The 23,991-nt window shown below is 53.6% G+C and carries 23 protein-coding genes and 1 other annotated feature; of the genes, 10 read left to right on the top strand and 13 right to left on the bottom strand.

Translation table 11 applies throughout. The annotated features are described in order from the left end of the window. Position 1: 1 nt before the first annotated feature. The 4 genes from AC6EMZ_RS18635 to AC6EMZ_RS18620 form a co-directional block, all read right to left on the bottom strand. Positions 2-346 carry a DUF202 domain-containing protein gene (locus tag AC6EMZ_RS18635; RefSeq protein ID WP_498404250.1) on the bottom strand — a complete coding sequence of 115 codons (345 nt, stop codon included), beginning with the start codon at positions 344-346 and terminating at the stop codon, positions 2-4. Continuing rightward, complete coding sequence (locus AC6EMZ_RS18630) at positions 336-683, bottom strand: YidH family protein (RefSeq protein ID WP_498404249.1); 348 nt, start codon at positions 681-683, stop codon at positions 336-338. Before AC6EMZ_RS18630 ends, AC6EMZ_RS18635 begins: the two co-directional genes overlap by 11 nt. 93 nt (positions 684-776) lie before the next feature. Then, positions 777-2,099 (bottom strand): 6-phospho-alpha-glucosidase, encoded by a 1,323-nt coding sequence (locus AC6EMZ_RS18625; protein ID WP_498404248.1) that lies wholly within the window; start codon positions 2,097-2,099, stop codon positions 777-779. After that, positions 2,096-3,712, bottom strand: coding sequence for an alpha-glucoside-specific PTS transporter subunit IIBC (locus AC6EMZ_RS18620; protein ID WP_498404247.1), 1,617 nt, complete (start codon positions 3,710-3,712; stop codon positions 2,096-2,098). The genes AC6EMZ_RS18625 and AC6EMZ_RS18620 overlap by 4 nt, the downstream gene beginning before the upstream one ends. Before the next feature lie 221 nt (positions 3,713-3,933). On the opposite strand from AC6EMZ_RS18620, the gene AC6EMZ_RS18615 reads away from it, so the two are divergent. Next, a complete protein-coding gene (locus AC6EMZ_RS18615) occupies positions 3,934-4,680 on the top strand; it encodes a GntR family transcriptional regulator (protein ID WP_498404246.1) in 747 nt (248 codons plus the stop codon). Here the strand turns inward: AC6EMZ_RS18615 and AC6EMZ_RS18610 are convergent. The 3 genes from AC6EMZ_RS18610 to ibpA all read right to left on the bottom strand — a co-directional run bounded on the left by AC6EMZ_RS18610 (position 4,648) and on the right by ibpA (position 7,449). Further along, positions 4,648-6,309, bottom strand: a complete 1,662-nt coding sequence (locus AC6EMZ_RS18610; RefSeq protein ID WP_498404245.1) for a putative transporter — start codon at positions 6,307-6,309, stop codon at positions 4,648-4,650. The genes AC6EMZ_RS18615 and AC6EMZ_RS18610 overlap by 33 nt on opposite strands. A 165-nt stretch (positions 6,310-6,474) precedes the next feature. Then, complete coding sequence (gene ibpB / locus AC6EMZ_RS18605) at positions 6,475-6,903, bottom strand: small heat shock chaperone IbpB (protein WP_498404244.1); 429 nt, start codon at positions 6,901-6,903, stop codon at positions 6,475-6,477. Positions 6,904-7,038: 135 nt separating this feature from the next. Then, positions 7,039-7,449, bottom strand: coding sequence for a small heat shock chaperone IbpA (ibpA, locus tag AC6EMZ_RS18600; protein ID WP_498404243.1), 411 nt, complete (start codon positions 7,447-7,449; stop codon positions 7,039-7,041). Then, positions 7,443-7,516 (bottom strand) — a sequence feature (ROSE (Repression Of Heat Shock gene Expression) occurs in the 5'-region of heat shock genes and acts as an RNA thermometer to modulate expression.). It overlaps the preceding gene by 7 nt. Positions 7,517-7,761: 245 nt before the next feature. Here ibpA and AC6EMZ_RS18595 point away from each other — a divergent pair. Further along, positions 7,762-8,094, top strand: a complete 333-nt coding sequence (locus AC6EMZ_RS18595; RefSeq protein WP_498404242.1) for a YceK/YidQ family lipoprotein — start codon at positions 7,762-7,764, stop codon at positions 8,092-8,094. Here AC6EMZ_RS18595 and AC6EMZ_RS18590 read toward each other — a convergent pair whose 3' ends face one another. The 6 genes from AC6EMZ_RS18590 to dnaA form a co-directional block, all read right to left on the bottom strand. After that, entirely contained in the window at positions 8,095-9,321 is a 1,227-nt protein-coding gene (locus AC6EMZ_RS18590) for a YidR family protein (RefSeq protein WP_498404241.1), read from the bottom strand. It lies immediately after the preceding gene. 144 nt (positions 9,322-9,465) lie between these two features. Then, the gene (gene yidA, locus AC6EMZ_RS18585; protein WP_498404239.1) at positions 9,466-10,278 is read right to left on the bottom strand and encodes a sugar-phosphatase; all 813 of its coding nucleotides are present in this window, start codon (positions 10,276-10,278) and stop codon (positions 9,466-9,468) included. A 158-nt stretch (positions 10,279-10,436) separates the two neighbouring features. Then, a complete protein-coding gene (gyrB, locus tag AC6EMZ_RS18580) occupies positions 10,437-12,851 on the bottom strand; it encodes a DNA topoisomerase (ATP-hydrolyzing) subunit B (protein ID WP_498404238.1) in 2,415 nt (804 codons plus the stop codon). 28 nt (positions 12,852-12,879) lie between these two features. Continuing rightward, a complete protein-coding gene (recF, locus tag AC6EMZ_RS18575) occupies positions 12,880-13,953 on the bottom strand; it encodes a DNA replication/repair protein RecF (protein WP_498404237.1) in 1,074 nt (357 codons plus the stop codon). After that, positions 13,953-15,053, bottom strand: coding sequence for a DNA polymerase III subunit beta (gene dnaN, locus AC6EMZ_RS18570; protein ID WP_498404236.1), 1,101 nt, complete (start codon positions 15,051-15,053; stop codon positions 13,953-13,955). The genes recF and dnaN overlap by 1 nt, the downstream gene beginning before the upstream one ends. A 4-nt stretch (positions 15,054-15,057) precedes the next feature. Next, complete coding sequence (gene dnaA, locus AC6EMZ_RS18565) at positions 15,058-16,452, bottom strand: chromosomal replication initiator protein DnaA (RefSeq protein ID WP_498404235.1); 1,395 nt, start codon at positions 16,450-16,452, stop codon at positions 15,058-15,060. A gap of 602 nt (positions 16,453-17,054) precedes the next feature. Between dnaA and rpmH the strand changes: the two genes are divergently transcribed. The 8 genes from rpmH to AC6EMZ_RS18525 all read left to right on the top strand — a co-directional run bounded on the left by rpmH (position 17,055) and on the right by AC6EMZ_RS18525 (position 23,986). Further along, positions 17,055-17,195 carry a 50S ribosomal protein L34 gene (gene rpmH / locus AC6EMZ_RS18560; RefSeq protein ID WP_004393543.1) on the top strand — a complete coding sequence of 47 codons (141 nt, stop codon included), beginning with the start codon at positions 17,055-17,057 and terminating at the stop codon, positions 17,193-17,195. Positions 17,196-17,211: 16 nt separating this feature from the next. Further along, positions 17,212-17,571 carry a ribonuclease P protein component gene (rnpA, locus tag AC6EMZ_RS18555; RefSeq protein ID WP_006808764.1) on the top strand — a complete coding sequence of 120 codons (360 nt, stop codon included), beginning with the start codon at positions 17,212-17,214 and terminating at the stop codon, positions 17,569-17,571. Beyond that, a complete protein-coding gene (gene yidD / locus AC6EMZ_RS18550) occupies positions 17,535-17,792 on the top strand; it encodes a membrane protein insertion efficiency factor YidD (RefSeq protein ID WP_015585463.1) in 258 nt (85 codons plus the stop codon). Before rnpA ends, yidD begins: the two co-directional genes overlap by 37 nt. A gap of 2 nt (positions 17,793-17,794) precedes the next feature. Continuing rightward, on the top strand, positions 17,795-19,441 hold the full coding sequence (gene yidC / locus AC6EMZ_RS18545; protein ID WP_498404234.1) for a membrane protein insertase YidC: 1,647 nt from the start codon (positions 17,795-17,797) through the stop codon (positions 19,439-19,441). 75 nt (positions 19,442-19,516) lie between these two features. Continuing rightward, on the top strand, positions 19,517-20,881 hold the full coding sequence (gene mnmE / locus AC6EMZ_RS18540; protein WP_498404233.1) for a tRNA uridine-5-carboxymethylaminomethyl(34) synthesis GTPase MnmE: 1,365 nt from the start codon (positions 19,517-19,519) through the stop codon (positions 20,879-20,881). Positions 20,882-20,990: 109 nt separating this feature from the next. Continuing rightward, on the top strand, positions 20,991-22,166 hold the full coding sequence (locus AC6EMZ_RS18535) for an MFS transporter (RefSeq protein WP_498404232.1): 1,176 nt from the start codon (positions 20,991-20,993) through the stop codon (positions 22,164-22,166). Continuing rightward, entirely contained in the window at positions 22,135-23,097 is a 963-nt protein-coding gene (yidZ, locus tag AC6EMZ_RS18530) for an HTH-type transcriptional regulator YidZ (RefSeq protein WP_498404231.1), read from the top strand. The genes AC6EMZ_RS18535 and yidZ overlap by 32 nt, the downstream gene beginning before the upstream one ends. 142 nt (positions 23,098-23,239) lie before the next feature. Continuing rightward, entirely contained in the window at positions 23,240-23,986 is a 747-nt protein-coding gene (locus tag AC6EMZ_RS18525; protein WP_498404230.1) for a 4'-phosphopantetheinyl transferase family protein, read from the top strand. Positions 23,987-23,991 lie beyond the last annotated feature (5 nt).

The following is a 23,991-nucleotide window of genomic DNA, read 5'->3' as shown; positions in this document are numbered from 1 at the left end:
GTTATCCTAAAATTTGTTGTAAGTGCGTTACAGCAAACAGTAATGCGAGGGAGAGAACTGCGAGGGAGATCAAGAATTTATCACGCACGGCCTTTGGCTGAATAAAATCATCCCGATTCACATCCATCAGGTTACGGTTACGGGTATAGCGCCAAAGTAACACCGCCACGAACGCCAGCACCCCAATCGAGACCCAGAACGGTAATCCGGAACGGTGCCAGTTATGTTTGATTGCCATCGCGATGAGCGCAGCGTAACCCAGTGATGTGCGAAGCCAGGCCAGAGAAGTGCGCTCCGGTTGCAAACCGGGATCGGCCTGTCGCCGCGCTTTTCGGCTATCCGCCATAGAAAATCAGCCCGATCACCACAACAGCCACTGCCAGCAAAATCGTACTGATCGTCACCAGGCCCCGCGTGTAAGGTAGATCCTCTTTCAGACGCATTGCCTTTTCGTTACGCAGCCAGCGTAGATAGCCGTAAATCGCCAGCGTGCCCGAGAACAGGCATAGCAGCAGCGCCAGCACTTCACGGATCAGCGGCGTGGCAAAATCGGGGGCAAGTTGGTCCAGGCCAATGCCAGCGGCAAGAAAACCCAACGCTGTACGGATCCACGCCAAAAAAGTGCGCTCATTGGCTAACGAAAAGCGGTAATCCGGCGCTTCGCCGAGGTGGGAAATTTTCATCAGGGTTCCTTGTCGTGCCACGGGCAGGCTTCAGCATAGCGTAAATCGACACGTTCAAGGAGACCGGCATCAGAACGATGCCGGTCGCGAGGATTAATGCAGCTCTGGCCAGTAGTCCTTGTTGGCCTCTATCAGGTCATCCAGAATGGCCTTCGCCACCGACGCACTCGGCACGGTTTTCGACAAGGTAATTGCCTGCCAGAGCTTGGTATACGAGCGCTCCTCCCAGGCATCAACCACCAGTTTTTCCACCGCCACCTGCTGGCTCATTAACCCTTTCTGGAAATGCGGGATATCGCCTACGGTTAACGGTTCCGGTCCGTTTTTACCTACCAGGCATGGAATTTCGACCATCGCATCCGCATCAAAGTTATGAATCGCGCCGTTATTCGGCACAATCAACAGCATGCGTTCCTGAGTGTTAAAGGCGATCGCGGTTGCCAGATCGACGATGTACGACGCATGTTCGTCGATTTCCAGCTCACCGGCAGAAGATTTCCCGGCCTCGATGATGGCGCGACAGGAACTGAACACGTGCTTCTCGCGGTGATCCATGACCTCGTTGGCACGGGTGCGTTCCGGGTTGGAGTGCGCGACGACGTAATCCGGGAAGAAGTAATATTTCAGGTACGTGTTCGGCATGGTGTCTGGATCCAGCGCCTGCACGTCTTTCGCCTTGGCAAAGGTGTCGTTCCAGCTCGCTTCGGTATGTGCATCCTCTGATGGCGGTACATAGCCGTTTTTCGCGACGTACTCGCGCAGTTTCGGCATTAGATCGTTACCGTTTAAATCTTCAATCGACGTCCACCAGCCAAAGTGATTCAGGCCGTAGTAGCGCACGCGCATCTCTTTGCGATCCTTCAGGCCAACAATCTGCGCCATACGCCCTTCGATACCGATCGGCATATCGCAGATGTTGAGAATTTTGGCCTGAGGGCGGAGTCGACGGGTGGCTTCTGCCACAATCGCTGCCGGGTTGGAGTAGTTCAGCATCCAGGCGTTCGGGGAGTACTGTTCCATATAATCCACCAGCTCCAGCACACCGCCAATGGAGCGCATCCCGTAGGATATCCCGCCCGGTCCGCAGGTTTCCTGGCCCAGAACGCCGTGGTGCAGCGGGATTTTTTCGTCTTTTTCACGCATCGGGTATTTACCCACGCGGATATGCGCCATCACAAAATCAACGTCGGTAAACGCCGCTTTCGGGTCGGTGGTGTAGCTGAACTCAATATCCGGGGCCTGCTCCTTGAGAATGACTTTACACGCTTCGGCGATAGTTTCCTGACGCGCACCGTCGTTGTCATAGAACTTCAGCGCGCGCAGCGGGAAGCGATCACGGTTCGCCAGCAACATCAGGACGATACCAGGCGTAAAAGTGCTGCCGCCACCTGCGATAACCACTGAGAATTTTTTCATGATACAGCCTCTGTCAGGGTAGATGATTCGATGGTTGATGGAGTTTTCATTAGCGATTCAAGCTGGTCGCGCACCTGCGGGACATGCAGCCCGACGATCACCTGAATGCCGTTGCCTCGACGTACCACACCGTGGGCACCAAGGGCTTTGAAGACGTCGTCACCTTGCGTTTTCGTCATATCGACCAGCGCGATACGCAGCCGGGTGGCGCAGTTGTTGATGCTCTCAATATTGCCCGCCCCGCCCAGAGCCTGTAGATAGCCTGCGGCCTGGCCTGAGGTGGTGTTTGCCGCGACGGTGGTTTGCCCACGAGCCGCCTTATAGTCAGCCTTGCTGTAGAGCTTGATTTCGCTCTCTTCGCGGCCTGGAGTTTTGAGATTGAAGCGCTCGATAAGCGTTTTGAAGACCACGAAGTACAGCGCGGTGAAGCACAGACCGATGCCAATCTGGGTGAACATCATCGAGGCATGGTTGTGGAACATCGGGATCCAGTTTTGCGGTAAGAACTGGTCAAGCAGCCCACCGCCCATGTTGCCCACCACGCCGAAGATATACATCACCGTCGCCATGGTGGCGGCCAGTACGGCGTGAACGGCAAACAGCAGCGGCGAAATAAACAGGAAGGTAAATTCAAGCGGTTCGGTAATGCCCACCAGCATGGCAGTGAGCGTGGCGGGGATCAGTAGCCCGGCGACTTTGACGCGGTTTTCCGCCGAGGCGGTGTACCACAGCGCCAGCGCAATCCCAACCGAACCGAAGACCTTCGAGTTACCGTGCAGCGCAAAACCGCCTTCCGGGAACAGGGTTTTCAGCGGTTCGGTGCTTTGGCTGAACTCCTGCAGGTGTTGTGCCCAGTACACCTGAATGCCACCCTCAACGGCTGCCGGGCCAAAAATAAACGGACCGTAGACGAAGTGATGCAAACCCGTTGGGATCAGAATGCGTTCCAGGAAGGTATAAACCCACACGCCGAGCGCCCCGGCAGAGCGTAAAAATGCCTGTAGAGATTCAATGCCCATCTGCACTTTTGGCCAGCCGAGCAGCGTGAGCCAGGCGCATGGAATCATCACGAAGAAGGCGATGATCACCACAAACGAGGTGCCCTGAAATATGCCAAGAAATACCGGAAGCTGTTTATCGAAATAACGGTTATGAATCGCCGTTACCAGCCCGGAAATAATAATTGCCCCAATAATACTGGTATCGAGCGTTTTGATACCGGCGATCATCGCCAACCCGCTTCCGGCGGTCGGTTCGGCCATAAAGTTCACGCCAAAGAATTGACCCCAGGTCATTCCCATCGCGTTAATAAAATAGTTCCAGGTCAGGAAGCTAATCAGTACCGCAAGGCAGGCCCGGCCTTGCGCCTGTTTTGCCAGACCAATGGGTAACCCGACGGCAAAAATCAGCGGCATATTACGAAATACTGCCCAGCCACCCTCTTCAATAATGTGAACGATTTGGGCAAAGAGATGATCGGGAGCGGTTAAGGCTTCTCCCACAAAAAGCGGATTGCGAAGCATGATGGCGATACCGACCACCATCCCTGCAAAGGGGAATAACAGCACCGGGGTAAACATAGCGCCGCCAAAACGTTGTATTTGACTGAGCATCTTTAAATCCTCATTTAACAACCTGTAGGAGTTGAGGCCTTTATGGTTTTTTGCTGGCCTGAAATCAGCATAAGAATTTGCTCAGGCGTTAACATTGCGTACCGCTGCGATTCGTGATCGCATTCATGGTTTTATTTTGCTCAGTGAGGTCTACTTTTTAACTTAAATATGGACATGTTTGAGCGAAATAACCGTCTAAATGCGAACAGAGAGGTCTACAGGTGATCTACAAATCTATTGCCGACCGATTACGTTTGCGGCTGAATTCATCCGACTACAACATTGGCAGCCCCTTGCCAGGCGAAAAAACGCTGGCGCAAGAGTTTGGCGTGGCGCGCATGACCATTCGTAAAGCCGTTGACCTGCTGGTGGGATGGGGGCTGGTGGTGCGCCGTCACGGCAGCGGAACCTTTGTGGCGAGAAAAGACGTACACCATGAAACCACCAACCTGACGGGGTTAGTGGAAGTCCTGCGCCAGCAGGGAAAAGAGGTGCAGAGCAAGGTGTTGCAGTTTGAAGTGATGCCCGCCCCACCGGCCATTGCCAGCCAGCTGCGGATTCAGATTGATGAGCGGATCTATTTTTCGCGCCGGGTGCGTTACGTCGAGGGTAAGCCGCTGATGCTGGAAGACAGCTTTATGCCGGTGAAGCTGTTTCGCCACCTTTCGCTGGCGCATCTTGAAGGGTCGAAATTTGATTATATCGAGAAGGAGTGCGGGATAACGATCAGCGGCAATATTGAGAGCCTGACACCCGTCTTAGCGGATAAGCAGCTCGCCAGCTATATGAACTTACCTGAACACACGCCGCTGCTGCGGATAACCTCTCTTTCCTATAGCGACAGCGGCGAGTTCCTCAATTATTCCGTGATGTTCCGCAACACCAGCGATTACCAGGTGGACTACCATCTGCGGCGTATCCACCCCGACGAGATATTACCCCATGCCCCAGAACAACACGGCCAGTAGCTGCGGCGTGATAATGCGCAGGAACATCACCAGCGGATAGACCGTAGCGTAAGAGAGCGCCGCCGCACCGCTGGTGGCGTGAAGGTTGTTGGCAAAAGCCAGCGCAGGCGGATCGGTCATCGACCCGGCCAGCATGCCGCAGAGCGTCAGATAGTTCATTTTGGTGAAGATACGCGCCAGAATCCCAACCGTCAGCAGCGGAACCGCCGTGATGACAATGCCGTAACCAATCCAGCTGATGCCCTCACCCTGCGTTAGCGTATCGATAAAATCTCCGCCGGATTTAAGACCCACAACGGACAGGAACAGTACAATCCCCAGTTCGCGTAGCGCCAGGTTCGCGCTGGGCGGCATAAACCAGTACAGCTTACCGATGCAGCCGATACGCCCCAAAATTAGCGCCATAATCAGCGGCCCGCCAGCAAGCCCCAGCTTCAATGCCACCGGAAAGCCCGGCACATACAGCGGAATAGAGCCGAGCAAGACGCCAAGACCAATGCCGATGAACACCGGCAGCATTTGAACCTGCTGTAATTTTTGCTGTGCGTTGCCCACCATATCGGCGACCGCATCGATAGAGGACGGGCGGCCAACCAGGTTGAGGATGTCACCAAACTGTAGGCTGGCATCCGGGCTGGCAACCAGTTCGACGCCCGCGCGATTAAGACGTGAGATCACTACGTCATAACGCTCTTTTACCTGTAGATCGCGGATTTTTTTGCCTAATACCTGCTCGTTGGTGACAACAACGCGTTCAACGCGCATGTCAGTGCCGCGCGTGGAGAGCGAGGTATCAACCTCCTGACCGATGACCAGCTGGGCGCTGTGTAAGTCGCCCGGCTGCCCAACCAGATGCAACAAATCACCAATTTGGATGACCGTCCCCGGCGAGGGAACCATCAGCATATCTCCGCGTTTTAGGCGCGAACAGATGATGCTGATACTGTTCAGGATCGGCACGTCCTGAATTGCCATATTACTGAGGTTCGGGTTTTCGACGCGGATATTAATGGTTTTGATCAGCGCGTGGCCGTTGGTCAGCGTGGATTCATGCTTTTTCGCTTCGTCATCAACGTTAATGCGAAACAGCACGCGCACCAGCCACATGGTAAGCAGAATACCGCAGATGCCAAACGGGTAGGCCATCGCGTAGCTCATGCCCATCTGATCCACGACGTCGGGCGCAATACCGAGATCGCGCAGAATTTGCTGTCCGGCCCCCAATGCAGGCGTATTGGTGACGGCACCGGAAAAGATCCCCAGCACCACCGGAAGCGGTATCGCAAAGAGTTTATGCAGGATGGCCGTGACCAGCCCGCCCATCACCACAATGCCAAGGGCGAAAAGATTGAGCCGTAGCCCGGAGACACGCAGGGAGGCGAAGAAGCCCGGTCCCACCTGAATGCCAATGGTGTACACAAAGAGGATCAGGCCGAATTCCTGAATAAAATGCAGCATTTCAGCGCTGAGCGAGAGCCCAAGCTGGTCGGCAAAGTGGCCGACAAAAATACCGCCGAACAGCACGCCTCCGATACCAAACCCGACACCACGGATTTTGATGTTGCCAATCCACAGCCCAACCACCGCGACCAGGGCCAACACGCTAACGGTTAACGCGATATCACTCATGATCCATTCCCTGTGTATAACCTGAGTTATTACAAGGATTCTCTCAGAGCGCGAGCGGGTTGTATGGGTGATAGCGCACAAAAAAGCCCCGCCGGAGCGGGGCTAAATCTTTTCACCCTCTCCCTGTGGGAGAAGGCCGGGCATCAGCCCTCACAGCGCACAATATTAGCTATCTAGCGCTGGGCGTTCGCTAATGGCGATACGCTGCGGGGCCAGTGCTTCAGGCACGTTTCGGGTGAGATCGATATGCAACAACCCGTTATTGAAGGTCGCGCCGGAAACTTCCATATGGTCAGCCAGGGTAAAGCTCAGGCTAAACGGCTGGATCACCAGCCCCTGATGTAACCACTGCGTTTCAGCTTCTGGTTTGGCTGGCGAACCTTTCACTGTCAGGCGCGTGCCTTCGAGTTGGATATCCAGTTCTTGCTGGCGGAATCCGGCCAGCGCAAGGGTGATGCGGTAATGGTTATCATCACTCTTTTCAATATTGTATGGCGGAAAAGCCTGTTGATCGGGGGTGCTTTGCAACGCGTTAGCCAGTTTGTCAAAGCCGATCCATTGACGCAGCAGGGGTGATAAATCGTAGTTACGCATACTATTTCTCCTTCTGAGAAGCGAGTTAAGCACAGTGTAGTTTTGTGCGCAGTTGTTCCTGCAAATCCTCGCGGATTCACATATGCTCCCTTTCGGCGAGCAGTTTTGGATGGGCCGCGTTAGCGACCCGCTTAATTAGTTAATTTCGATACGACGCGGTTTTTTCTCTTCCGGAATCACACGTTCCAGATCGACAAACAGCAGCCCGTTTACCAGGTTCGCGCCTTTAACATGAATGTTCTCGGCCAGCTGGAATTTGCGCTCAAAGTTGCGCTCAGCAATGCCCTGATAAAGGTAGGTACGCTCTTTTTGCTCTGCCGTATGAGAGCCTTTCACCACCAGCAGGTTGTCCTGTGCGGTGATCTCCAGTTCGCTTTCTGCAAAACCGGCAACAGCAATCGCGATGCGGTAGTGATTTTCGTCTACCAGCTCAACGTTGTAAGGAGGGTAACCGTTACCCTGACCTTGGTTATTTTCTAAGTGGTTGAACAGACGATCAAAACCAATAGCAGAACGGTAAAGCGGAGAAAGATCGAAGTTACGCATAAATAAAAGCTCCTGAAATCAGCGAGTAATATTAGCCTTCCACCATGGACAGGCTGCTGTGCCCACAAACACCCATCAGGCGTGTTCGTTCTCGGGTCACACTCTTAAAATGGGTCTGCTTCCGGTCTTTTCAAGGCTCTTATTGCAAGAATTTTTTGCACTTTACTGGCACTCGCATAGACTGGGACTACAGCACAAAGGGTTAAATTGCGATGGCTGCCACAGAGCGGCGCTATTCAACTATTCATTTCGCACAGGGCTCGCTATAACTCGCTATTGCAGTTATGTCGTGCCATTAACGTTGATTAACACATGATGAAAAATGTTCTGATAAAGCTGACAGCGTTCAGCGTGGTGATTTTACTTAGCGGGTGTTCGAGCGTGATGTCTCACACTGGCGGTAAAGAAGGAACATATCCTGGAACTCGCGCCAGCGCAGAGATGATTTCGGATGACGATACGAACTGGGGAACCAAGTCCCTGGCGGTGCTGGATATGCCATTCACCGCCGTAATGGACACGCTGTTGCTGCCATGGGATCTGTTCCGCACCGATAGCTCGGTGCGTTCACGCGTTGAAAAAAGTGAGAAGCAGAATTTGGCGACGAATTCCGTTATCCCACCGGCAGAAATATCTGCCCCATAATCATTTCTCGGTTTCCGTTACCCAAAGCTGACGGAAACCGCCCGTTTCTTCCATCCAGGCAAGCAAACTTCCGTCTGGAGAGAACACAACCGCATCGCCAGAAGGCGCGTTATCGCGTTCGGGCGTCAAATACGCCACTTTTCCCGTCTGCACATCACAGCAAGCCATTCGATTATCCAGTACAAAACCCAGCATGTCTCCCGAAGGATGCCAGGTAAACGCCGACTGAATATCGCTGCTGTTCCGCGTTAATTGACGCGGTTCGCCACCGTCTGGCGATATTAGCCACAGCTGCACCTTCCCGATATTATCTCGCATCAGGAACGCGATTTGCGTGCCCTGCGGGTTGCTGCGTACCCAATGGCGCGGAATATTAACGAGTCCAGGGTGCGCCCGGCCGTGTGTGAACGTCAGCCGGCGCTGAACCACGCCAGCGGGTGGCGCGGGCAGGGTCTCAGCCGTGCCTTCCAGCGGCGCTTCCCCCGCACGTTTCCAACCCTGTTCATCTTTTGGCAGAGTGACAATAAACAGCTCCGGGATTTTCTCACCGCTTTTGGAAAGCGTATCGCCGATAAACGCCAGTCGGTCGTTGCCAACCCAACCCTCTTCGTAAGCGCGGTTTATCTCATCACTGCCCGGCTGTGGATTCGGTGTCGTACGACTCACCAGCACGCTCCAGAACGTGCCAGCATATTCACGCGGGTGATTCCCCTGCGGCACAACCGGGCCAAACGGTGCAGCGACGCCGACGTTACGCAAATCTAGCGTCGCATCGCGTTCGTGCAGAACATGGTCGTTATAGGTAAAGCTGACAAACTGCCCGTTGGGGCTAAAGACGTGGACATGGCTACCACCGCGCAGCGCACCTGGCGTATAGGGTGCGGTGATGTCCATCGCATCCAGATTGCTGATTTTGCCGTTATGCGCGATTGCACCCTGCCGATGGTGAAAATCATATTGCCAGTTCGCATCCGGGTTTTCTGGGCCGAGAATAAAGACATATTTATCTTGCGCAGGATGAACGGTCACCACGCCCACGTGCGCGCCGTGAACCGAACGATAAATCACCTCCACCTCGCCCGTTACAACATTGACCCGCTCAATGGTCTCACCGGTAAACGATGCACCGGACGGGCGGACATCAAACGCCAGCCAGCGGCTGTCGGCGGTCCAGGTATTGATATTGGTAAGCTGATGATGGCGGGGAGCGAAGGTGATTTGTTTCATGGAGATACCCTGATGCATGGCAATTATTGGCTTAGGTCCTCACCAGTGCGAATTGGAGCGCATTCCCCTGGTAGAATCTGAAAGTGGGGCAAGAAAAGAGTCATTAATTGACGGGCAAATGCATGACGGCATTTGCCCGCATTTTTAATTCAGGACAAACTTTTCAATCGCGTAGGCAACGCCGTCTTCCAGATTAGATTTGGTCACGAAATTGGCGACTTCTTTCACGGAAGGGATCGCGTTTTCCATCGCCACACCCATACCAGCGTATTCGATCATCGCAATGTCGTTTTCCTGATCGCCAAGCGTCATGATCTCTTCAGGCTTAATGCCCAGCGCATCGGCTAACGACTTCACGCCCGTGCCTTTATTCACACGCTTATCAAGGATTTCGAGGAAGTACGGCGCGCTTTTTAGCACGGTGTATTTTTCTTTCACTTCCGCCGGGATGCGGGCGATAGCTTTATCCAGAATCTCAGGCTCATCAATCATCATCACTTTCAGGAACTGAGTGCTCGGGTCCATCTTCTCGGCTTCGCAGAACACCAGCGGAATGGTGGCAACAAAGGATTCATGCACGGTGTAGTAGCTGATATCGCGGTTGGCGGTGTAGAGCGTATTACGATCGAGCGCGTGGAAGTGTGAACCCACTTCGCGGGACAGCTTTTCGAGGTACAGGTAATCGTCATAGCTCAACGCAGTTTGTGCCACGGTGCTGCCATCGGCGGCTTTTTGTACCAGCGCACCGTTATAAGTAATGCAGTAATCACCCGGTTTGTTCATGTGCAGCTCTTTCAGATAGCTGTGCACGCCCGCATACGGACGACCAGTGGTCAGAACCACATTGACGCCTTTTTCGCGGGCAGCGGCGATCGCATTTTTAACGGCAGGAGAGATGGTGTGATCGGGCAGCAGCAATGTGCCGTCCATATCGATTGCAATGAGTTTAATAGCCATGAGATCCCCGATTTAAATGAGTCTGTCTTCATGCTAACGCGATTCCGCACGGAAAACAGTAAAAGAGTCGTGGATAAAGGGGGATGGGGTGTGGAGAGGAGATTCCTCTTTTGTGGGACGTTTTTCCCCTCACCCAAAGGGTGAGGGGGTTTTACAGCTTAGATATCGATATTCGCCGCTTTCAAGGCGTTCTCTTCGATGAAGGCACGACGTGGTTCAACAGCATCGCCCATCAGGGTAGTGAACAGCTGGTCAGCTGCAATCGCATCTCTAACGGTAACGCGCAGCATGCGACGGCTTTCCGGATCCATGGTGGTTTCCCACAGCTGATCCGGGTTCATTTCGCCCAGGCCTTTATAACGCTGAATATACAGACCACGACGAGACTCTTTCACCAGCCACTCCAGCGCCTGCTCGAAGCTGGAAACAGGCTGACGGCGCTCACCACGTTCGATGAAGGCGTCGTCTTCGATCAGACCGCGCAGTTTTTCACCCAGCGTGCACAGACGACGATATTCACCACCGGTCACAAATTCGTGATCCAGAGGGTAATCGGTATCAACACCGTGAGTACGCACGCGAATAATCGGCTCGAACTGATGCAGCTCGGTATTCTCGCGAACATCGAACTTCCACATGCTGCCATGCTGCTCGTTCTCGTTCAGATCGGTAACCAGCTGATTAATCCAGCGGGTTACGGTCTGTTCATCGCTCAGATCGGATTCGGTCAGCGTTGGTTGATAGACCAGCGCCTTCAGCAGCGTGCGCGGGAAGCGACGCTCCATACGGCCAATCATTTTCTGCGTAGCATTGTACTCTGAAACCAGTTTTTCCAGAGGCTCACCCGCCAGCGCCGGAGCGAAGGCATTAGCATGCAAAGAGGCGCCATCCAGAGCGATAGAAATCTGATACTGATCCATCGCTTCATCGTCTTTAATGTACTGTTCCTGCTTGCCTTTCTTCACTTTGTACAGCGGTGGCTGTGCAATGTAGATATGGCCACGCTCAACGATTTCTGGCATCTGACGATAGAAGAAGGTCAGCAGCAGCGTACGGATGTGCGAGCCATCGACGTCCGCATCGGTCATGATAATGATGCTGTGATAGCGCAGCTTATCCGGGTTGTACTCGTCACGGCCAATACCACAACCGAGGGCGGTGATAAGGGTGGCGACTTCCTGAGAAGAGAGCATTTTGTCGAAGCGCGCTTTCTCGACGTTCAGGATTTTACCCTTCAACGGCAGAATCGCCTGGTTCTTACGGTTACGACCCTGCTTCGCAGAACCGCCCGCTGAGTCCCCTTCCACAAGGTACAGTTCGGAACGAGCCGGATCGCGTTCCTGGCAATCAGCCAGTTTACCCGGCAGGCCAGCCAGATCCAGCGCGCCTTTACGGCGTGTCATCTCACGGGCTTTACGCGCCGCTTCACGAGCACGTGCCGCATCGATAATTTTGCCAACCACGATTTTCGCGTCAGACGGGTTTTCCAGCAGGTATTCGCTCAGCAGTTCGTTCATCTGCTGCTCAACGGCGGTTTTCACCTCAGAAGAGACCAGCTTGTCCTTGGTCTGAGAGGAGAATTTCGGATCCGGCACTTTAACGGAAACGACGGCAATCAGGCCTTCACGGGCATCGTCACCGGTAGCACTGACTTTCGCTTTCTTGCTGTAGCCTTCTTTATCCATATAGGCGTTCAGGGTACGGGTCATCGCCGTACGGAAGCCGACAAGGTGGGCCCCGCCATCACGCTGTGGAATGTTGTTGGTAAAGCAGTAGATATTTTCCTGGAAACCATCGTTCCACTGCAGCGCCACTTCTACGCCAATACCGTCTTTTTCGGTGGAGAAATAGAAGATATTTGGGTGAATTGGCGTTTTATTTTTGTTGAGATATTCAACAAACGCCTTAATGCCACCTTCGTAGTGGAAATGATCTTCTTTGCCGTCACGCTTGTCGCGCAGACGGATAGACACGCCGGAGTTCAGGAATGACAGCTCGCGCAGGCGTTTTGCCAGAATTTCATATTCAAATTCGACCACGTTAGAAAACGTCTCGTGGCTCGGCCAGAAACGTACCGTGGTGCCGGTTTTTTCAGTATCGCCGGTCACTGCCAGCGGAGCCTGCGGCACGCCGTGTGCGTAAATCTGATGGTGAGCTTTGCCTTCGCGGTAGATAACCAGTTCCAGCTTCTGCGACAGGGCGTTAACCACGGAAACGCCGACGCCGTGCAGACCACCGGAGACTTTATAGGAGTTATCATCGAACTTACCGCCTGCGTGCAGTACGGTCATGATGACTTCTGCAGCAGACACGCCCTCTTCCGGGTGGATACCGGTCGGGATACCGCGGCCATCATCCTGTACGGAAACGGAGTTATCGCCGTGGATGGTGACGATAATATCTTTACAGTGACCCGCGAGTGCTTCGTCGATAGCGTTATCCACAACCTCGAATACCATGTGGTGCAGACCGGTGCCGTCATCGGTATCGCCGATATACATACCTGGGCGCTTACGCACCGCATCCAGCCCTTTCAGGACTTTGATACTGGAGGAGTCATAAGAATTCGACATCAACGTTTCTCGCTCATTTAATCTTGGGTTAATCCGTTATTTTACCCTTTTCCACGGTGAACATCTTCGAATTTTTGTCCGACATGTCCATTACGTGTTCAGCGCTGATAGCGCTGACGAAAACCTGCGACTGCGTGGCTTTTAAGCGGCTGGCAAGCAGCCCGCGCCGCGCGTCGTCGAGTTCCGAGGCAAAATCATCTATCAGATACAGACAGCGTCGCCCGCTTTCACGGGTCAGAAACTCCCCTTGCGCCAAACGCAGCGCGCACATCAGGAGTTTGAGCTGTCCACGCGACAAGGTATCTTCGACCGGTGCGCCGTCGGCACGAATGCGGAAATCCGCCTTGTGTGGGCCGTGCGCGGTGTAGGTCAGCATGCGGTCGCGCTCGAAGCTTCTCTCCAGCACTTCTGCATAGTCCGTCTCTTTCTCCCAGCCGCGCTGGAAGGAAAAGGTGAGAGAAAATTCAGGTAAAAACTGTTTGCAAGTATCCGCCATATCTTCGGCAATGCCCGCACTGTACTCGGCACGCCAGCGGCTTATTTGTTCCGCCAGGGGGATCAATTCTTTGTCCCACGGGCTCAATTGGCTGTAGCGGGTCACCTGGCGCAACGCCGCGTTGCGTTGCTTAAGCAGTCGTTTGAGATTGCTCCAGGCGTTGAAAAAGCCCGCTTCGTTGTGAAAACATCCCCAATCCAGGAACGCTCTTCTGAATTTAGGCCCGCCGTTGAGTAACGTAAACCCTTCGGGGGTGATGAGCTGCATCGGCATCAGGTGCGCCAGTTCAGCCACCTTGTGGCCGTCGGTGCCGTCAATACGCACCTTACTATCGCCCAGCTTGTCTTTGGTCAGGCCGATCGAAGTTTCACGCTCTGCGCCCTGTAAACGCCCATGCAGGACAAACGACTCCTGTTCATGGCGAATAACGCGACCAATTTGCAAACTGCGAAACGCCCGGCCATGACCGAGCGTATAGATAGCTTCCAGCACGCTGGTTTTGCCGCTGCCGTTTGCGCCAACCAGGAAATTAAAGCCGGGAGATAAAGCGAGATCCGCGCTTTCAATATTGCGAAAGTCGCGGATCAACAGGCGGGTGAGCGACATTACAGTCTCATTGGCATGACAACATAGGCTGCCGACTGTGATGCGGCATCTTCAATCTGTACGCTCGAAACGGAGTCGGTCAGCAGAATGCGTACGTTTTCGCACTTCAGCGCGTTCAGTACATCCAGTACATAGCTGACGTTAAAGCCGATTTCCATCTCGGTACCGGCGTAGGTGACGTCCAGAATTTCTTCTGCCTCTTCCTGCTCCGGGTTGTTGGCGGTGATTTTGATCTGGTTTTCACTCACATACAGACGCACGCCACGGAATTTCTCGTTGGAGAGAATCGCCGCACGAGCAAAGGCCTGTTTGAGGATGTCACAGCCCGCTTCCAGCGTTTTGTCAGGATTCTTCGGCAATACGCGGCGATAATCAGGGAAACGACCATCAACCAGCTTAGAAGTGAAGATGAAATCACCGACGTGAGCGCGAATATTATTGCTGCCGATCTGCACGCGCAGCGGGTTTTCCCCACCGTCGAGCATACGCATCAGCTCAATCACGCCTTTACGCGGCACGATCACCGAATGGTTTGGCAGCGTGACGCCGATAGGCATTGAGCAAACCGCCAGACGGTGCCCGTCTGTAGCGACGGTACGCAGTTCTTCACCTTCAGTTTCGAACAGCATACCGTTTAAGTAATAGCGAACGTCCTGATGCGCCATGGAGAACTGGGTCGCTTCAATCAGACGCTTCATCGTCGCCTGCGGCAGGGTGAATTCGACTTCACTCTGCCAGTCGTCCAGGTTCGGGAAGTCAATCGCAGGCAGCGTGGAGAGCGAGAAACGGCTGCGGCCAGAACGCACAAGCATACGATCGCCTTCCAGCTGAACGGCGATTTCTGCGCCTTCCGGCAGTCCACGGCAAATATCAAAGAGCTTACGCGCCGGTACGGTCGTTGCGCCTGCATCATGCGGCTGAGACAGCGTTACGCGCGCAACCATTTCCATTTCAAGATCGGTACCCGTCAGCGACAGCGTGCCGTCAGCGACCTGCAACAGCAGGTTGCCAAGAATAGGTAGCGTTGGGCGGCCACCTAATGGGCCACTCACCTGTTGCAGCGGTTTTAATAAATGTTCACGTTCAACGGTAAATTTCATAGCGTCACGATGATAGGGTTCTGATTAAATTGGAAAAATCTTCTTTAATGTCGTGGCTTTCTTCACGCAACTGCTCAATCTTACGGCAGGCATGAAGCACGGTCGTATGGTCACGGCCACCAAACGCGTCGCCAATTTCCGGCAGACTGTGGTTGGTGAGCTCTTTTGCCAGCGCCATCGCCATCTGACGTGGACGCGCTACCGAGCGAGAACGTCGCTTGGAAAGCAGGTCCGCAATTTTAATTTTATAATACTCGGCCACCGTCTTCTGAATATTGTCGATGGTGACCAGCTTTTCCTGAAGCGCCAGCAGATCGCGTAGCGCTTCACGCACGAAATCAATAGTAATCGCCCGGCCGGTAAAGTTGGCGTTGGCAATCACGCGATTCAGCGCGCCTTCCAGTTCACGTACGTTCGATCTCAGACGTTTCGCAATAAAGAACGCGACTTCACCCGGCAGGCGAATGTCGTTTTCATCGGCCTTTTTCATCAGGATCGCGACGCGGGTTTCCAGCTCCGGTGGCTCGATCGCCACGGTCAGTCCCCAGCCAAAACGAGATTTCAGACGATCTTCAACGCCGTTGATCTCTTTCGGATAACGATCCGAGGTCAAAATGATCTGTTGATTACCTTCGAGCAAGGCGTTGAAGGTATGGAAAAACTCTTCCTGAGATCGTTCTTTATTAGCAAAGAACTGAATGTCATCGATAAGCAGGGCGTCAACGGAACGGTAGTAGCGTTTAAACTCTTCGATCGCATTGTTTTGCAAGGCTTTAACCATGTCCTGAACGAAGCGCTCGGAGTGCATATACACGACTTTTGCATTGGGCTTACGTGCCACAATGCCGTTACCCACCGCATGCAGCAAGTGCGTTTTACCCAGACCGGTTCCACCGTAGAGGAACAGCGGGTTATAGGCGCCGCCTGGATTATCAGCAACCTGTCGAGCCGCCGCACGCGCCAGCTGGTTAGACTTACCTTCAACGAAGTTATCAAAGGTGTGTTTAACGTTAACGTTAGAGCGATAGGTTGGCTCCGCCGGTGCAGGAACGTTGTCCCAACCAGAGCGAGCAGGCTGAATGATACGCGGTGCGGGAACATGGATTTGCGCGGGAGCCGCAACGTTTACGGTCTCTCTGACCATCTGATTCACCGGCTTTGTGCCGACTTCAAAACGCAGTTGCGGGGCATCCGTTCCGCAAAAATCATTGAGCAATCCATTGATGTTATTTAGGTATTTATCCCTTACCCAATCAAGCACGAAACGGTTTGGCGCATACAAAGCCAGCGTGTTATCGCTCAGTTCCGCCTGCAACGGGCGGATCCACATACTGAATTCTGTGGCTGGTAACTCATCCTGCAATCGGGCAAGACACTGCTGCCAAAGCGAAAGTGACACGGCGGACTCCACTCGAACAATAAAAAGAAAGATACTGAGTATTCGTGATTTTTGACACACGTCGACAAGACCCTGTGCAAAGGGTGACGTGCGAATTGCTATCTGCAATTTTACCCGATCCTGGCTCCCAGGGATCCCGATCAGGACCGCGGATCATAGCCTAAACTGAGCCAGAGATCTTCTGTTTCTCACAGATTCTTCCCGATTTATCCACAGGAAGATCCGAAACCGGGTAAGTGTAATCGATCCTGGCTGGAGCACCCACGATTTGGTCCGCATATTGGAAAAATTAATGAGCAAAGACAATTTTCTGCTTAAATGATCTCATGAAGATCCTGGACGATCCTTGCGCTTTCATTAGGAGGCCGTATAATCCTCCACCCGGCGCGCGATGCTAGACTTCCTGCGTCGGACCGTTGTTCATTTTCCACACGAAAACGTGCGGAAATACGCGGGAAATAAGGAAAGAGAATTGACTCCGGAGTGTACAATTATTACAATCCGGCCTCTTTAATCACCCACGCTGAGGCGTTAGTCGTTCGTTAATCGTTCGGGTATACGCGAAAGTCAGTGAAATTATTCAAGTTTAGGTAGAAATCGCCATGAAACGCACTTTTCAACCGTCTGTACTGAAGCGCAACCGTTCACACGGCTTCCGTGCTCGTATGGCTACTAAAAATGGTCGTCAGGTTCTGGCACGTCGTCGTGCTAAAAGCCGTACTCGTCTGACCGTTTCTAAGTAACAAAGCTAACCCCTGAGTGGTTAAGCTAGCATTTCCCAGGGAGTTACGTTTGTTAACTCCCACTCATTTCACATTCGTCTTCCAGCAGCCATTACGGGCTGGCACGCCGCAAATCACCATCCTCGGCCGCCAAAATTCGCTGGGGCATCCCCGCATCGGTCTCACAGTCGCCAAGAAAAACGTTAAGCGTGCGCATGAACGCAATCGGATTAAACGTCTGACGCGTGAAAGCTTCCGTTTACGTCAACACGAACTCCCCTCTATGGATTTTGTGGTGGTGGCTAAAAAAGGGGTTGCTGACCTCGATAACCGTGCTCTCTCGGAAGCGTTGGAAAAACTATGGCGCCGCCATTGTCGCCTGGCTCGCGGGTCCTGATAGGCCTCATTCGGGTCTATCAGCGCCTAATCAGTCCGCTGCTTGGGCCGCATTGTCGTTTCACTCCAACCTGTTCGAGCTACGGAATTGAGGCATTGCGCAGGTTTGGAGTGATAAAAGGCAGTTGGTTGACGGTGAAGCGCGTATTAAAATGCCACCCTTTACACCCTGGTGGTGACGATCCCGTCCCGCCTGGACCATTTGATACCAGAGAACACTAACGATGGATTCGCAACGCAATCTTTTAGTCATCGCTTTGCTGTTCGTGTCTTTCATGATCTGGCAAGCCTGGGAGCAGGATAAAAATCCTCAGCCTCAAGCCCAACAGACCACGCAGACAACGACCACCGCAGCGGGTAGCGCCGCCGACCAGGGCGTACCAGCCAGTGGTCAGGGGAAACAGATCACGGTTAAAACCGATGTGCTTGAGCTGACTATCAACACCCGTGGTGGTGATATTGAGCAGGCGCTGCTGTTGACCTACCCGAAAGAGCTGAAATCTACCGAGCCATTCCAGTTACTGGAGACAACGCCTGAGTTTATTTATCAGGCACAGAGCGGCCTGACCGGTCGTGATGGCCCGGACAACCCAGCTAACGGCGCTCGTCCGCTGTATAACGTCGATAAAGATACGTTTGTATTGGCTGATGGCCAAAACGAGCTCGCGATCCCGATGACTTATACTGACGCGGCAGGCAACACCTTCACCAAAACCTTCACCCTAAAACGCGGTGAATTTGCGGTGAACGTGGGCTATAACGTGCAGAACACCAGTGAGAAACCGCTGGAAGTGTCTACCTTTGGCCAGCTGAAGCAGTCCATCAATTTGCCTTCTCATCGCGATACCGGAAGCAACAACTTTGCGTTGCATACCTTCCGCGGCGCGGCGTATTCCACTCCGGATACCAAGTATGAGAAATACAAATTCGACACCATCGCCGATAACGAAAACCTGAACGTCAGCGCTAAAGGCGGCTGGGTAGCGATGTTGCAACAGTATTTTGCGACCGCGTGGGTTCCAAACAACGATGGCGTGAATAACTTCTATACGGCGAATTTGGGTAACGGCATTGCCGCTATCGGTTATAAGTCTCAGCCTGTTCTGGTTCAGCCGGGTCAAACCGCTAATCTGGCCAGCACCCTGTGGGTGGGTCCAGAAATTCAGGACAAAATGGCAGCCGTTGCACCGCACCTGGATCTGACCGTAGATTACGGTTGGTTGTGGTTCATCTCTCAGCCGCTGTTTAAGCTGCTGAAGTTCATCCACAGCTTCCTGGGCAACTGGGGCTTCTCGATCATCGTTATCACCTTTATCGTTCGTGGCATCATGTACCCGCTGACTAAAGCGCAGTACACCTCCATGGCGAAGATGCGTATGCTGCAGCCGAAGATTGCGGCAATGCGTGAGCGTCTGGGCGATGATAAGCAGCGTCAAAGCCAGGAAATGATGGCCCTGTATAAAGCTGAGAAAGTGAACCCATTGGGTGGTTGCTTCCCGCTGCTGATTCAGATGCCAATCTTCCTTGCGCTGTACTACATGCTGATGGGCTCTGTTGAGCTGCGCCATGCGCCGTTCGCGCTGTGGATCCATGACTTGTCCGCACAGGACCCGTACTACATCCTGCCGATCCTGATGGGTATCACGATGTTCTTCATTCAGAAGATGTCGCCTACCACTGTGACCGACCCGATGCAGCAGAAGATCATGACCTTTATGCCGGTCATCTTCACCGTCTTCTTCCTGTGGTTCCCGTCAGGTCTGGTGCTGTACTACATCGTCAGCAACCTGGTGACCATCATCCAGCAGCAGCTGATTTACCGTGGTCTGGAAAAACGTGGCCTGCATAGCCGCGAAAAGAAAAAATCCTGATCAGGTCAAATTAAACGCTAAAATAAGGGCGGTCTTGATGACCGCCTTTTTTATTTGTATTAAACGAGACAAACCATGAGCCATAACGACACTATCGTCGCCCAGGCAACCCCACCGGGACGCGGTGGTGTAGGTATTCTGCGTATCTCCGGCCTGAAGGCGCGCGAGGTGGCTGAAGCCGTGCTGGGCAAACTGCCAAAGCCGCGCTATGCCGATTATCTCCCCTTTAAAGATGCAGACGACACCGCACTGGATCAGGGCATCGCGCTGTGGTTCCCCGGACCAAACTCTTTTACCGGCGAAGACGTGCTGGAGCTACAGGGCCATGGCGGGCCGGTTATCCTCGACCTGCTGTTAAAACGTATTCTGACGCTGCCGGGTCTGCGCATCGCCAAGCCGGGCGAGTTCTCCGAGCGCGCATTCCTGAACGACAAGCTCGATTTAGCGCAGGCAGAAGCCATTGCCGACCTGATTGACGCCAGTTCCGAGCAGGCAGCCCGTTCCGCACTGAACTCACTGCAAGGGGCGTTTTCCGCGCGCGTGAATCACCTTGTGGAAGCGCTCACTCACCTGCGTATCTACGTCGAAGCCGCAATCGACTTCCCGGACGAGGAGATAGATTTCCTTTCCGACGGTAAAATCGAAGCGCAGCTGAACACCGTGATGGGCGATCTCGATGCAGTGCGCGCCGAAGCACGCCAGGGCAGCCTGCTGCGTGAAGGGATGAAAGTGGTGATTGCCGGACGTCCTAACGCCGGAAAATCAAGTCTTCTGAACGCACTCGCGGGCCGCGAAGCCGCGATCGTAACCGATATCGCTGGCACCACGCGCGACGTCCTGCGCGAACATATCCATATCGACGGGATGCCGCTGCATATCATTGATACGGCAGGCCTGCGTGATGCAAGCGACGAAGTAGAGCGTATCGGCATTGAACGTGCCTGGCAGGAGATTGAACAGGCCGATCGCGTGCTGTTTATGGTCGACGGCACCACCACCAGCGCGATTGACCCCGCAGATATCTGGCCTGATTTTATCGCCCGCCTGCCGGCCAAATTGCCGATCACGGTGGTACGTAACAAAGCCGATATGACTGGCGAAACGCTGGGTCTGAGCGATGTGAACGGTCACTCACTAATCCGCCTGTCCGCACGCACTGGCGAAGGCATTGATGACCTGCGTAACCATCTCAAACAGAGCATGGGCTTCGAAACCAACATGGAAGGCGGTTTCCTGGCGCGCCGTCGTCACCTGCAGGCGCTTGAAGATGCCGCCAATCACCTCGATCAGGGCAAAGCGCAGCTACTCGGTGCGTGGGCGGGTGAACTGCTGGCAGAAGAGCTGCGTCTGGCGCAGCAGAGCCTGAGCGAAATCACTGGTGAGTTTACTTCTGACGATTTGCTGGGACGGATTTTCTCTAGCTTCTGTATTGGTAAGTAACCTCCTCTGAATAGTGATTTCCTTCCAGGAAATCACTATTGTCCAAATGGCAACTCGCTTCTTCACGCTTCTCCCCCTATGCTTTGCGCCTGCCTGACATGGGGGATTTATGGCGCGTTTTCTGTTTTGTAGTTTTGCACTGGTTCTGCTTTATCCATCGGGCATTGATATGTATCTGGTTGGCCTGCCGCACATCGCGCGCGATTTAGGGGCCAGCGAAGCGCAACTGCATATCGCGTTTTCAGCCTATCTGGCGGGAATGGCGTCATCGATGGTCTTCGCCGGAAAGATAGCTGACAAAGCGGGACGACAGCCCGTTGCCATTACCGGCGCGGTCATTTTTGCCCTCGCGTCGGTACTGTGCTCCCTGGCGCATAACAGCACGCTGTTCCTGACAGGACGCTTTATTCAGGGCATTGGCGCGGGCGGTTGCTACGTGGTGGCATTTGCAATTTTGCGCGATACCTTAAGCGCGCAGCGTCGTGCAAAAGTGCTCTCTATGCTCAACGGGATTACCTGCATTATTCCCGTTCTGGCTCCGGTGATCGGTTATCTGATTATGCTCAGACTGCCGTGGCAAAGCCTGTTCTGGACGATGGCCGCAATGGGCATATTCGTCTTTTTACTGTCTATCCTGGTGCTTCGAGAAACGCATCCTGGCTCTCATCATTCGAGCCATACCGCAACGATCCACCCTACCGAAAAATTGCTTAATCGCTTCTTTATGAGTCGCCTGCTGATTACGACTCTGAGCGTGGCGGTCATTCTGACCTATGTAAACGTTTCCCCTGTTTTGCTGATGGAAATCATGGGGTTCGATCGCGGGCAATATTCGACGGTGATGGCACTCACCGCGATGGTGAGTATGGCCGTCTCGTTTTCTACACCGTTCGCGCTCAACGTCTTTAGTCAGCGCACGCTGATGCTCACTTCTCAGGTGCTGTTCCTGGCCGCTGGGGTCATTCTGGCCACCGCGGGTTCACATGCCATTATGCTGGTCGGCATCACGCTGATTTGCGCCGGTTTCTCGGTGGGCTTTGGCGTGGCGATGAGCCAGGCGCTGGGTCCGTTTTCTCTGCGGGCAGGTGTGGCAAGCTCCGCGCTGGGCATCGCGCAGGTATGCGGGTCGTCATTATGGATTTGGCTGGCTGCCGTTCTCGGTCTTAACGCCCTGAATATGCTGATCGGGATTCTGATTGGCTGTAGCATGCTCTGTATCCTGTTACTGATGGCGGTACGGTCCGCGGCGCACTATGAAGAAGCCCCTCAGCAGTCTCGATCTTAATCTGTTACTGTGCCTGCAGCTTTTGCTGCAGGAGCGCAGCGTCACTAAAGCGGCAAAACGCATGAACGTCACGCCGTCGGCAGTCAGTAAATCGCTGGCGAAGCTTCGCGACTGGTTTGACGATCCGCTATTTGTAAAAACGCCGCTAGGACTCCTTCCCACGCCGTTAACGGTCAGCCTGGAACAAGACCTGACGGACTGGATGCAGATTGGAAATCAGATCCTCGATAAATTCCATCACGACTCTCCTGGCGGCCTCAAATTTGAGTTAGCCGCAGAAACGCCGCTGATGCTGATCCGCTTTAACACGCTGCTTCAACAGGTCAATCAGCGCTATCCGCAGGCTACCGTGCGAATGCGCCACTGGGATTATGATTCGCTGGATGCAATCACGCGTGGCGAGGTCGATCTCGGCTTTACCGGACGGGAAACGCATCCACGCTCCCGGGAGCTGCTGAAGCTCATGCCCTGGTTTATCGATTACGAAATTCTGTTCAGCGACCGTCCTTGCGTCTATTTGCGTGAAGATCATCCGGCCTTACAGGAAGAGTGGAATCTGGAGACATTTTTGCGCTACCCGCACATCAGCATCTTTTGGGAGCGCAGTGATACCTGGGCGCTGGATGAAGTCCTTCGGGAAATGGGACGCGAACGTAACATCGCCCTAAGCCTGCCAGGCTTTGAGCAATCAATGTTTATGGCCGCCCAACCCGGACACGACTATCTGGCAACCGCGCCGCACTACTGCCATCTCTATAATCAACTCCACCAGCGAAAGCTGGTGACCCGCCCCATCCCCATCGACGAAGCGCTGGCCGAAAAGCTCACGGTTCCGTTCACGATGCTCTGGCATAAGCGTAACAGTCACAATCCTAAAATCGTCTGGTTGAAAGAGACGATCAAGGCGCTGTACGGCGATTCCCTGCGTTGAAGGTCCAATTTTTGCCCCTGAAAATGTAAAGTTCAGTGCATAGACTTCTCATACCTCGATTTACCGATTAAAACTGGAGAAGAGTTAAGCGATAATGGTGTAACCGTTTAACCTGTCACTGACCATTATCATGGAGCGAAAAATGGCTACGCATTTTGCAAGAGGGATACTGACAGAAGGACGACTTGTCTCGATCAGGCTCTCCTCAGCCTGTCATAACGAGGCGCGCAAGCTCCCGGAGCATCGTCGATCGCGGTTTTTAGCGTCGAGAGCGCTACTCGCCGAACTGTTATTTATGCTTTACGGTACGAGCGAACTCCCGGAAATGATTACTCAACCTGAAGGCCGACCGGTCTTTGGCGATCCTGAATTACCTCGTTTCTCCATTGCTTATACGGGGAACATCGTCGGCGTTGCGCTGAGCACAGAAGGTGATTGCGGGCTGGATATGGAACTCCAGCGCGCCACTCGCAGTTTTCACGGCCCCCATGCGCACGACACCTATCCTTTATCCAGTAATGAAAAGCTGTGGATTCGCAATCAAAACGATCCTAACGAAGCCAAAGCCCAGCTCATCACCCTGCGTCAGAGCATTCGCAAACTTTCTGGTTGCGCCATGGATGACGCTAATCTTTTGCAGCTTCTACCCGGTTCAGGCCGCCTGCGCGCCTCTAAAGCGACACGGGTTGAAGCGCTGAGCGACGCAGAAGATGTGCTTATCTGGTCGATAGCGGTGACTCCAGCGATTGAGCGACTTAAGCTTTGGGAATTTGACAGCCTGCGTGGTTGGCATAGCCTTCCTGATGTTCCGGCACGCGCCAACGAGCCCGCAGCACGCCTGATAAGATTAACCAGTTTGCCGGTTGAAAAAGCACTTACCCTTAACTGACCCGT

This window comes from Enterobacter sp. SCRI0065 (assembly GCF_059766475.1).
The sequence above is the reverse complement of the archived record's forward strand: the minus strand, read 5'-3'. Positions and strand labels throughout refer to the sequence as shown.